Consider the following 9,590-nt stretch of genomic DNA (forward strand, 5'->3'; position numbering starts at 1 on the left):
CGCCCGCGCCGAACGACCCCCATGACACGCCTACGGTTCGCACTGACCGGCCTGCTCGCCGCCGTCGCCGGCATCGCCGCCGGCCACTTGGTGGCCGGCTTCGTGCAGCCCGCGGCGTCCCCGGTGCTCGCGATCGGCTCGACGGTCATCGACCTGACGCCGCAGCCGCTCAAGGAGTGGGCGATCGAGCACTTCGGCACCAACGACAAGCTCGTGCTCCAGGCGTCGGTGCTCGTCGTCACGCTCGTGCTCTCGGCGCTCGTCGGCCTGCTGGCCCGGCGCCGACTGTGGCTCTCGGTCGCCGGGCTCGTCGTGCTCGTCGGCCTGGCCGGCGCCGCGGCGCTCTCCCGGCCCACCGCCGGGCTCCTCGACGCCGTGCCTTCGGTGGTCGCGCTCGTCGTGGGCGTGGCCGTCCTCGTCGGGCTCGTGCGCGCCATCGACAGCGACGGGCGGACGGACCCTGGCTCCGACGCGTCCGGCGGGTTCGCGCGACGCCGCTTCGTCCTCGGCTCCGCCGGCGTCGTCGTCCTGTCGGCGCTGGCCGCGGCCGGGGGTCAGCTGCGTGCGGGGGCGACCAGGGTCAAGGACATCGTGCTCCCCCGGCCGGCGAGCCCCGCCAAGGCCTTTCCCGCCGGGATCGAGTCGCAGGTCAAGGGCATCAGCCCGCTGCGCACGCCGACCGAGAAGTTCTACCGGGTCGACACCAACCTCACCGTCCCGCAGGTCGACGTCGACACGTGGTCGCTCCAGGTCGACGGCATGGTGGAGCGTCCGTTCACGATGACCTTCGCCGAGCTCTCCGCGATGCCGCTCATCGAGCGCGACATCACGATGACCTGCGTGTCCAACGAGGTGGGCGGCGGCTACGTCGGGGCCGCACGCTGGCTCGGCGTCCGGCTCACCGACGTCCTCGACCGCGCCGGCGTCAAGGGCAACCCGGACCAGGTGTTCAGCACCGCCGTCGACGGGTTCACCATCAGCACCCCGCTCGCCGTCGTCCGTGACGGCCGCGACGCCATGATCGCCATCGGCATGAACGGCCGGCAGCTGACCGACGTGCACGGCTTCCCGGCCCGCCTCATCACGCCCGGTCTCTACGGCTTCGTCGGGGCCACGAAGTGGCTGACGAAGCTGACGCTGACGACCTACGCGCAGGACAAGGCGTACTGGACCGAACGACAGTGGTCCACCGACGCCCCGATCAAGACGAGCGCCCGGATCGACACGCCTGCACCGCTGTCCACGATCCAGGCCGGACGCGTGGCCGTCGGCGGCGTCGCCTGGGCCCAGCACCGCGGCGTCGGGAAGGTCGAGGTGAGCATCGACGGCGGCCCCTGGCAGGAGGCGAGGCTCGGCCCCGACGTCGGCCTCGACTACTGGCGCCAGTGGTACCTGCCGTGGGACGCGAAGACCGGCCTGCACCGCCTGGCGGTACGCGCCGTCGACCGCGAGGGACAGGTGCAGACCGCAGACCGGGCACGCCCGTTCCCCAACGGTTCCAGCGGCATCCAGGAGGTCGTCGTCACGGTCGCGTGACGACCGGCCACCCGGGCACCACAAGGCACGACGTTTCCGAATTTGTTGCAGCCCAGACCAATCCACCCGCCGCACGGCACCGAACGACTGATGACCGTGCACCACCTCTCAAGGAGCAGATCGTGAACAAGACCCGCACCGGCCTCGTGGCCCTCGCCCTCGCCGTCCCGCTGGCCCTGTCGGCCTGCGGCAGCAACACGGACAACAACACCGCCTCCGCCGGCGCCGGCTCGACGCCGATGTCGACCAGCTCGGACGCGATGACGCCCTCGGACACGATGACCTCGTCGAGCAGCGACATGGCCGACCCGGCCTCGATGGTCTTCGGCAGCGCGTGCAGCGCCGTGCCGAAGGACGGCAAGGGCTCCTTCCAGGGCATGGCCACCGACCCGGTCGCCACCGCCGCGAGCAACAACCCGCTCCTGTCGACGCTCGTCACCGCCGTCAAGACCGCCGGCCTCGTCGACACCCTGAACTCCGCCCCGGAGATCACTGTCTTCGCGCCGACCAACGACGCGTTCGCCAAGATCCCGGCCGCCGACCTCAAGAAGGTCCTCGCCGACAAGCCGACGCTGACCAAGATCCTCACCAACCACGTCGTTGCCGGCAAGCTCTCCCCGGACCAGCTCGCGGGCGACCACAAGACGCTCGCCGGCACGACGATCACCGTCAAGGGCTCGGGCGAGGACTTCACCGTCGGCAAGGCGGACGCCAAGGTCCTCTGCGGCAACGTGCCGACGGCCAACGCGACGGTCTACATCATCGACTCCGTCCTCATGCCCTGACGACCGACGCGGCAACGGGACAGTGACGTGAACGGACCGACCGAGGGACCACAATGGATCCCATGACACGGTTCCAGGTCGTCCCCTCCGGCGATGAAGCGCCGGAGGGGACGCCCCGTCCTGCAGGGCTCGAGGAGCTGCTGCACCGGTCCGCGACCGGCGACGAGTCGGCCTTCGGCGAGCTCTACGACGCCGTGTCGACGCGCCTGTTCGGCCTGGTGCGGCGGGTCGTGCGCGACCCGGCCCAGTCCGAGGAGGTCACGCAGGAGGTCTTCCTCGAGATCTGGCGGCACAGCGCCCGCTTCGACGCCGGCCGGGGCAGCGCCCTGTCCTGGATGCTCACCATCGCCCACCGCAAGGCCGTCGACCGGGTCCGGTCCTCGGAGGCCTCGCGGTCGCGCGACGAGTCGTGGGGGGTCTCCCACCAGGACGTCGACCACGACGCGACGGCCGAGGGAGCCGTGCAGCGTCTCGACGCCGAACGCGTCCACCGGGCGCTGCAGACCCTGACCGACGCCCAACGACAGGCACTGGAGCTGTCCTACCTCTCGGGCTACACGCACACGGAGGTGGCCTCCATGCTCGGCCTCCCGCTCGGGACCGCCAAGACGCGGATCCGCGACGGACTCATCAGACTTCGGGACACGATGGGGGTGACCTCGTGAGTGACGACATCCACGCCCTGTCGGGCGCCTACGCCGTCGATGCGGTCGACGACGTCGAGCGCGTCCGGTTCGAGCGGCACCTGGCCGGGTGCGAAGCGTGCCAGACCGAGGTCGCGAGCCTGCGGGCCGCCGCGGCCGAGCTGTCGGCGCTGAGCGAGCTGGCTCCGCCGCCGTCCCTCAAGGCCAAGGTGATGGCCGACATCCGCACCGTGCGTCCGCTGCCGCCGCTCGTCGGCTCGCCCGTCGAGGCCGAGGCTCCCGCGACGATCCCCGTACCCGCTGCGGCAGACGGCGTCACGGCTCGGCCGACCGGATCCGACCCGGCCGGTGACGAGCGGGTGACGCCGATGACGTCGGCGCCGCACGCCGCTCGTGCACCGCGGCGGACGCTGTGGCGCGGCCTCGTCGCGGCCGCGACGGCGCTCGTGCTCGCCGTGGCCGGGTTCACCGTGTGGCGCACCACCAACACCGACCCGAACCAGACCATCGCCGAGCAGGTGCTCACCGCCGCCGACGCGACGACGGTGACGCACACGCTGCCGGGCGGGGCGCAGGCGAAGGTCGTCCGGTCCGACTCGTTGCACAAGGCCGTGCTCGTCACCAAGGACATGCCCGCGGCGCCGAACGGCAAGGTGTACCAGCTGTGGCTGCAGGACCCGACCGGCCACATGGCCTCCGCCGGGCTCATGCCGCCGGGCACCGACCAGGTCGTCGTCCTCGACGGCGACGCGAGCAAGGCCACCGGCGCCGGCATCACGGTCGAGCCGGCGGGTGGGTCGGGCCAGCCGACGTCCGCCCCGGTCGCGCTCTTCGCCTTCGCCTGACCAGGTCGTCGGCGTCCCGTCAGGCCGACGGGACGCCGACGACGCGTCGCACGACGCTGTCGTAGGCGCGGTCGGGCAGTACTGCGTGCAGCGCGATCATCGGCTTGGCGCCGAACCCGACGGCGTAGCGCGTCCGCGGTCGCCCGGCACGGACGGCCTTGGCGATGGTCCTGGCGATGAGCTCGGGGGGCGAGGACCGGCGCGCCGTGCTCTCGGACGACAGCGAGTCGGCCACGGCGCGGCCCTGCGCGGCGTACGGACCCTCGCCGGACACGGCGCGCACCTTGTCGGCCGCGATGCCGCTCCACTCGGTGCGGATGCCGCCGGGCTCGATGACGACGACGTCGATGCCGAAGGGCGCGACCTCAAGTCGCAGGCAGTCGCTGAGGGCCTCGAGGGCGAACTTCGTCGCGTGGTACCAGGCGCCGAGCGGGGTGGTGATCTTGCCGCCCATCGAGGTGACGTTGACGACGGTTCCCGACCGCTGCGCCCGCATGTGGGGCAGGACGAGCTGGATGAGGCGCGCGGCCCCGAAGACGTTGACCTCCATCTGCGCCCGGGCCTCCTGCATCGGCACGTCCTCGACGGCGCCGTAGGAGCCGTAGCCGGCGTTGTTGACGAGCACGTCGATGCGCCCCTGCTCGGCGACGACGGTGGCCACGGCGTCCTGCATCGAGGCGTCGTCGGTGACGTCGAGGGCCAGCACGTGGATGCCCAGGACGGCGAGGTCCTGCATCCGCTCGGTGCGCCGGGCCGCTGCGTAGACGGTGTGGCCGGCGGCCGCGAGCTCGCGGGCGGTCGCGGCGCCGATGCCGGACGACGCTCCGGTGACGAGGGCGACGGCGTTCGTGGTGGGCATGGTGCTCTCCTCCGGTGGGGTGGATGGTCGGGTCGGTGACCACGCTAGGACGCCGGCAGCCCCCGGGGGCTGGCCGATGACGCCATCTCGTTGTCCGTCGACGACACGCTCCGCTGCGCCGGCGGTGGCGTGATCGGTCCGACGCGTGGCGCCATCGGACACACGCGAGAGCCGGCGCCCCACCTACGCTGGTGGTCGTGACCGTCGGACGTTTCGCCCTCGACCCCGGGTTCAAGGTGTTCGCCCGCGACCTGCGGCTCTCGTGGCCGTGCGTACTCCGCCGCGCCGGACTGCCGGACGGCCTCGCGGTGCGCGGGCCGACGTGGCTCACCGTCGAGGAGTACTACCGCCTCTGGGAGGCCCTGGCACAGGAGGCGGGCGACCGCGACCTCACCCTCGAGGTGGGCACCGCCATCTCGGCGGAGGCTTTCAGCCCGCCCATCCTCGCCGCCTCGTGCAGCGCCGACCTCGCATCCGCCGCGCGGCGCATCGCGGAGTACAAGCCCCTCATCGGGCCGCTGCGGCTCGAGGTCGAGCGACGGCCCGACGGCGGCCTCGACGTCGCCTTCGAGTGGCCCGAAGGACCTCCGGTCCCCCCGGTGCTGGCCGCGTCGGAGCTCGTCTTCTGGGTCGCCCTGGGCCGGATCGCGACGCGCCACCACATCCGGCCCACGACGGTGACGATGCCCGCAGGGCCGCGGGACCGCTCGGCCCTCGAGGGCTATCTCGGCACCCGGGTCCGGGGCGGCAGCGAGTACCGGGTGGGCTTCGAGGCCGCCGACGCCACCCGGCCGTTCCTGACGACGAACGAGACGCTGTGGCGCGTCCTCGCCCCCGAGCTCCGACGCCAGCTGCACGAGCTCGGCGCGGCGGACTCCGTGGCCGAGCAGGTGGTGGCGGTGCTGCACCGTTCGCTGCCGGCGGGCGACGCGTCGATAGGCGGTGTCACGCAGGCCCTCGCGACGACGCCGCGGACCCTCCAGCGCCAGCTGGCCCACGAGGGCACCTCGTTCCAGCAGGTCCTCGCCGACACGCGACGCGCCCTGGCCACGCGCTACCTCGACGAGCCGCAGCTGAGCACCGGCGACATCGCCTACCTGCTCGGGTACGCCGACGCGACGTCCTTCCACCGCGCCTTCCGGTCGTGGACCGGCTCGACGCCCGACGCGTCCCGCCGGCGCGCGGGGGCGGCCCTCGCGGGGGCCCCGGTCAGCCCTGGCCGATGACGCGGCCCTCGCCCTCGCCCCGCTCCGGCGCCGTCAGCTGTGGCACGCCGTCGCCGGCGAGGGCGTCCCGCACCATCGACGCGATGGCGCTGACCGGGCGCGGCGGGAGGTAGGCCGAGGCGCCGGCGTCGAGCAGCCGGGTGACCGGTCCGGTGTAGCTGACGCCGAGCTCCTCGTCGTCGATCTCGGTGATGACGACCCGCGCCCGCGGGAACTGGGCCCGCAGCGCCCCGAGGAGGTTGGGGCTGACCGGGTGGACGAGCAGGACGTCGGTGGTGTCGGGGGCCTCGTGGAGGTCGAGCACGACGTGGTCGGGACCGAAGTCGTCGGAGAGGCGCTGGCGCACGGCCGGCGACAGGCGCATCGCGGTGGCCACGACGGTGACGCCCTCGGGCACCGGGCGGGTGCGCCAGGAGGTGATCCGCGGGCCGGGCAGCAGCGTGCCCTCGAGCGCCGCAGAGCGGAACGACAGGACGCCCAGCTCCCTGTGGCCCCGCACCAGGGTCGCCTCCCGGCCGAGCACCATCGCCTCGAGCACCTCGCGCACGTCGGACGGGAGCGCCTCGAGGTCGAGGGACAGGGGCTCGTTGCGTCGTCGGCTCATGCGTGGGTCCCGTTCTGGCAGTGGCGTGCTCGTCGGAGACTGGTCGTCTCGCGTGTCGTCGTGCGTGGCTCGTCAGGCGTGTCGTCGGGCGTCGTCGGGCGGCTGGCGCGGAACGGTCAGGCGGCGCTGCCCGGGCCGGGGAGCACGTCGACGTCACCGGCATGCATCCTCTCCCCGCAGTGCGCGCACCGCAGGTCGACGCTGCTGACCTCGCCGCAGGCGTGGTGCCGGTAGAGCACCGGCGGTCCGTCCGTACCCGCGAGCCACCGGTCCCCCCACCCCACCATGACCATGAGCACGTCGACGAGCTCGACACCCTTGTCGGTGAGGACGTACTCGAAACGTGGCCGGTTGTCGTACGGGCGGCGCTCGAGCACGCCGTGGTCGACGAGGTGGCCGAGGCGCTCGGTGAGCACCTTGCGCGAGATGCCGAGGTCGGCCTGGATCTGCTCGAAGCGGTTGATCCCGACCCAGACGTCGCGCAGGACGAGGGGCGACCAGGGCTCACCGATGACGTCGAGGGTGCGTGCGATGGAGCAGGCCATCTCGCCGAAGTTCGTCCGCTGCATGGCGCCATCCTAGCCATCTGGGTTCCCTGAAGGAACTTCACCTGCTACGGTCATGGAGTCTCCTCAAGGAACTCGAAAGGACACATCATGGGCTCGGTCCTCGTGGCACTCTCGGTCTCCGTCGACGGCTTCATCACCGGGCGCGACCCGCGCGCCGGCCACGGCCTCGGCGACGGCGGCCGCCTCTTCGACTGGTACTTCGACGGCGACACCCCGAGCGCGGTGTTCGACGGGTTCTCGCTCAGCGAGCCGAGCCGGCGCGTCTTCGACGCCGCCGCGGCCCGCGTCGGGGCCACCCTCGTCGGGCGCCACACCTACGACGACTCGGGCTGGGGCACCGGCGGCACGCCGCACCCGACCGCCCCGATGGTCGTCGTCAGCCACCGCCCGCTACCCGCCGACCACGACCGCCAGACCCTCGTCACCACCGGCATCGAGGACGCCGTGGCCGAGGCCAGGGCCCAGGCGGGCGACAAGGACGTGGCCCTCATGGGCGGCGGCGTCGCGACGGCCGCCCTCGCCGCCGGCCTCGTCGACGAGGTGGTCCTGCACCAGGTCCCGGTGCTCCTCGGCGCCGGCCGACGCTTCTTCCAGGAGCTGCCGGAGCACGTCGACCTGAGGCTGCTCGAGGCCGTCGCGGCCCCCGGCGTCACCCACCTGCACTACGCGGTCGTCCGGTGAGCGCCCTCGAGCCGGAGGTCCGCCGCGCCCTCGAGGACACCCCGATCGCCCACCTCGCGACGGTCCTGCCCGACGGAGCGCCGCACGTGACGCCCGTCTTCGTCGGCACCGAGGGCGAGCACGTCGTCGTCTTCACCGGCCCGGGCTCGCGCAAGGCCCGCAACCTGCGCCGCGACGCCCGGGTCGCGCTCTCGGTCGCGCCCGCGGACGACGCGTTCACGCCCGTCGCCGTCCGCGGCCGGGTCGTGCGGTGGCTCGGCGGCGAGTCCGCCTGGGAGCTCGTCGACCGCATCGCCGTCGCCTACACCGGGCAGCCGTACGACCGGCGTCTCACCCGGGTCGTCGCCCTCATCGAGGTCGAGCACCAGACCGTCGGCGTCGGCTGAACCGACGGCGTCACACCTCTTGCGGCGCCGCAGTAACTGCGCCTACCGTGGAGGCATGAGCGACGACGCACGGCGGGCCCTGCCGGCCCAGGTGGAACAGGCCCTCGACACGGCCATCGCCGCGGCCCGGGACGCCCTGGGCCGGGCCGACGCGTCGCGCCCCCTCGACGCGCTGCCGTTGCTGCGCGCCGCGCAGGAGCACCTGACGACCGCCGTCGACGAGGCCATGGCCGCGGTGCTCGTCGCCGACGGCGAGACGATCCGCACCGCGGGCGCGCTCGCCGGCCTGTCCGAGAACGCGGTCGGCCCGCGCCTGGCGCGCACGAGCCTGCTCGGCGCCTACGGCTCGGAGGCCGGACGCGTCACGGCCGCCGGCGTCGAGCGCGCCCGCTACGACCTCGAGGAGGGACGCCACCGCACCGGCCCCGACGCGTCGGGGCGGCCGCTGCGCTTCCGCGCGCGACGCAGCACCTGACCACACCCGCCACCCGCCAGCCATCGACCCGAGGAGCCACCATGACGAACCCGAACCTCACGCACCTCTACTTCCTGCTCGACCGCAGCGGGTCGATGCAGTCGATCAAGGACGACACCGAGGGCGGCTTCGACGCGTTCATCGCCGAGCAGCGCAGCCAGCCCGGCGACTGCCGGGTCACCCTGGCCCAGTTCGACGACCGCTACGAGGAGGTCTACCGCGACGTGCCCGTGGCCGACGTGCCGCCGCTGCGGCTGTCGCCGCGCGGGTCCACGGCCCTGCTCGACTCGATCGGCCGCCTCCTCGGCGAGGCCGGCGAGCGCCTGTCCGCCCTGCCCGAGCAGGAGCGTCCGGGTGTCGTCATCGTCGGCATCATGACCGACGGCCACGAGAACGCCTCGCGCGAGCTGACCCACGCCCAGGTCAAGGCGATGATCGAGCGGCAGACCGCCGAGTACTCCTGGCAGTTCCTCTACATGGGCGCCGACCAGGACGCCATCGAGGTCGGGTCGAGCATCGGCGTCGCGGCCGCGAACTCCATGACGTACGGCCGGGGCCGGGTCGCCGCCGCGATGGCCGCGACCTCCCGCAACATCGGCCTGACCCGCTCCGCCATGGCCGCGGGCGCGCCGGTCAAGGAGGCGGCAGCACACCTGGCCTTCGACGAGGAGCAGCGGCGCGCGGCCACCGAGTGAGCCCTTCCGGCGGGGGTCGCGGGGGTACGTTGAGCGCATGAGCGACGCAGGGCCCGACCGGCCCGACCCGACCGGCCCGACCGGCCCGAGCGTCGGCGGCTGGGACGAGCAGTTCACCGTGCCGGTGCCCGCCGGCCCCGCGACGCAGGCGATCCCGAGGTCCGAACCGACGCGTGAGCTGCCGGTCGCCCCACCCGTCCCGCCGAACCCCTACGCCGGGCAGCCGGTCTGGCCGGCCGCCCCGGCGGGGCGGACCGCGACCGGCGCCGGGGCCGGGGCCGGGGC

12 protein-coding genes and 1 pseudogene are annotated in these 9,590 nt (G+C 73.5%); 10 read left to right on the forward strand and 3 right to left on the reverse strand.

Annotation, left to right across the window (positions count from 1 at the left end; translation table 11 throughout):
• Positions 1-21: 21 nt before the first annotated feature.
• The 4 genes from BIV28_RS05940 to BIV28_RS05955 all read left to right on the forward strand — a co-directional run bounded on the left by BIV28_RS05940 (position 22) and on the right by BIV28_RS05955 (position 3,810).
• Positions 22-1,536 carry a molybdopterin-dependent oxidoreductase gene (locus tag BIV28_RS05940; protein ID WP_076260147.1) on the forward strand — a complete coding sequence of 505 codons (1,515 nt, stop codon included), beginning with the start codon at positions 22-24 and terminating at the stop codon, positions 1,534-1,536.
• A gap of 122 nt (positions 1,537-1,658) precedes the next feature.
• A complete protein-coding gene (locus tag BIV28_RS05945; RefSeq protein WP_076260149.1) occupies positions 1,659-2,321 on the forward strand; it encodes a fasciclin domain-containing protein in 663 nt (220 codons plus the stop codon).
• Between the two features lie 62 nt (positions 2,322-2,383).
• The gene (sigK, locus tag BIV28_RS05950) at positions 2,384-2,986 is read left to right on the forward strand and encodes an ECF RNA polymerase sigma factor SigK (protein ID WP_076260151.1); all 603 of its coding nucleotides are present in this window, start codon (positions 2,384-2,386) and stop codon (positions 2,984-2,986) included.
• Positions 2,983-3,810, forward strand: a complete 828-nt coding sequence (locus BIV28_RS05955) for an anti-sigma factor (RefSeq protein WP_076260153.1) — start codon at positions 2,983-2,985, stop codon at positions 3,808-3,810. The genes sigK and BIV28_RS05955 overlap by 4 nt, the downstream gene beginning before the upstream one ends.
• Positions 3,811-3,829: 19 nt before the next feature.
• On the opposite strand, the gene BIV28_RS05960 is transcribed toward BIV28_RS05955, so the two are convergent.
• Positions 3,830-4,669 carry an oxidoreductase gene (locus tag BIV28_RS05960; RefSeq protein WP_076260154.1) on the reverse strand — a complete coding sequence of 280 codons (840 nt, stop codon included), beginning with the start codon at positions 4,667-4,669 and terminating at the stop codon, positions 3,830-3,832.
• 197 nt (positions 4,670-4,866) lie between these two features.
• Here BIV28_RS05960 and BIV28_RS05965 point away from each other — a divergent pair, with 197 nt between their 5' ends.
• Positions 4,867-5,895: an AraC family transcriptional regulator gene (locus BIV28_RS05965; RefSeq protein WP_076260181.1), complete on the forward strand. Its 1,029-nt coding sequence runs from the start codon at positions 4,867-4,869 to the stop codon at positions 5,893-5,895.
• On the opposite strand, the gene BIV28_RS05970 is transcribed toward BIV28_RS05965, so the two are convergent.
• Both BIV28_RS05970 and BIV28_RS05975 read right to left on the reverse strand, forming a co-directional pair.
• A complete protein-coding gene (locus BIV28_RS05970) occupies positions 5,879-6,499 on the reverse strand; it encodes a response regulator transcription factor (protein ID WP_076260156.1) in 621 nt (206 codons plus the stop codon). The genes BIV28_RS05965 and BIV28_RS05970 overlap by 17 nt on opposite strands.
• A 116-nt stretch (positions 6,500-6,615) precedes the next feature.
• A complete protein-coding gene (locus BIV28_RS05975) occupies positions 6,616-7,068 on the reverse strand; it encodes a winged helix-turn-helix transcriptional regulator (protein ID WP_076260158.1) in 453 nt (150 codons plus the stop codon).
• A gap of 87 nt (positions 7,069-7,155) precedes the next feature.
• Between BIV28_RS05975 and BIV28_RS05980 the strand changes: the two genes are divergently transcribed.
• The 5 genes and pseudogenes from BIV28_RS05980 to BIV28_RS06000 all read left to right on the forward strand — a co-directional run.
• Positions 7,156-7,749, forward strand: coding sequence for a dihydrofolate reductase family protein (locus BIV28_RS05980; protein WP_076260159.1), 594 nt, complete (start codon positions 7,156-7,158; stop codon positions 7,747-7,749).
• Positions 7,746-8,135: a pyridoxamine 5'-phosphate oxidase family protein gene (locus BIV28_RS05985; protein ID WP_076260161.1), complete on the forward strand. Its 390-nt coding sequence runs from the start codon at positions 7,746-7,748 to the stop codon at positions 8,133-8,135. Before BIV28_RS05980 ends, BIV28_RS05985 begins: the two co-directional genes overlap by 4 nt.
• Positions 8,136-8,190: 55 nt before the next feature.
• Positions 8,191-8,610 carry a hypothetical protein gene (locus tag BIV28_RS05990; protein WP_083707079.1) on the forward strand — a complete coding sequence of 140 codons (420 nt, stop codon included), beginning with the start codon at positions 8,191-8,193 and terminating at the stop codon, positions 8,608-8,610.
• A 41-nt stretch (positions 8,611-8,651) separates the two neighbouring features.
• Positions 8,652-9,305 (forward strand): vWA domain-containing protein, encoded by a 654-nt coding sequence (locus tag BIV28_RS05995; RefSeq protein WP_076260162.1) that lies wholly within the window; start codon positions 8,652-8,654, stop codon positions 9,303-9,305.
• Between the two features lie 37 nt (positions 9,306-9,342).
• Positions 9,343-9,590, forward strand: a pseudogene (locus BIV28_RS06000) (hypothetical protein); the annotation flags it as partial.

The organism is Intrasporangium flavum (assembly GCF_001956915.1).
GTDB classification, from domain to species: Bacteria; Actinomycetota; Actinomycetes; order Actinomycetales; family Dermatophilaceae; genus Monashia; species Monashia flava.

Excerpts from the sequence above, each read along its gene's own strand:
- BIV28_RS05940 (WP_076260147.1), top strand. The coding sequence starts at position 22 with ATGACACGCCTACGGTTCGCACTGACCGGCCTGCTCGCCGCCGTCGCC.
- BIV28_RS05970 (WP_076260156.1), bottom strand. The coding sequence starts at position 6,499 with ATGAGCCGACGACGCAACGAGCCCCTGTCCCTCGACCTCGAGGCGCTC.
- BIV28_RS05995 (WP_076260162.1), top strand. The coding sequence starts at position 8,652 with ATGACGAACCCGAACCTCACGCACCTCTACTTCCTGCTCGACCGCAGC.
- BIV28_RS05980 (WP_076260159.1), top strand. The coding sequence starts at position 7,156 with ATGGGCTCGGTCCTCGTGGCACTCTCGGTCTCCGTCGACGGCTTCATC.
- BIV28_RS05990 (WP_083707079.1), top strand. The coding sequence starts at position 8,191 with ATGAGCGACGACGCACGGCGGGCCCTGCCGGCCCAGGTGGAACAGGCC.
- BIV28_RS05975 (WP_076260158.1), bottom strand. The coding sequence starts at position 7,068 with ATGCAGCGGACGAACTTCGGCGAGATGGCCTGCTCCATCGCACGCACC.
- sigK (WP_076260151.1), top strand. The coding sequence starts at position 2,384 with ATGACACGGTTCCAGGTCGTCCCCTCCGGCGATGAAGCGCCGGAGGGG.
- BIV28_RS05960 (WP_076260154.1), bottom strand. The coding sequence starts at position 4,669 with ATGCCCACCACGAACGCCGTCGCCCTCGTCACCGGAGCGTCGTCCGGC.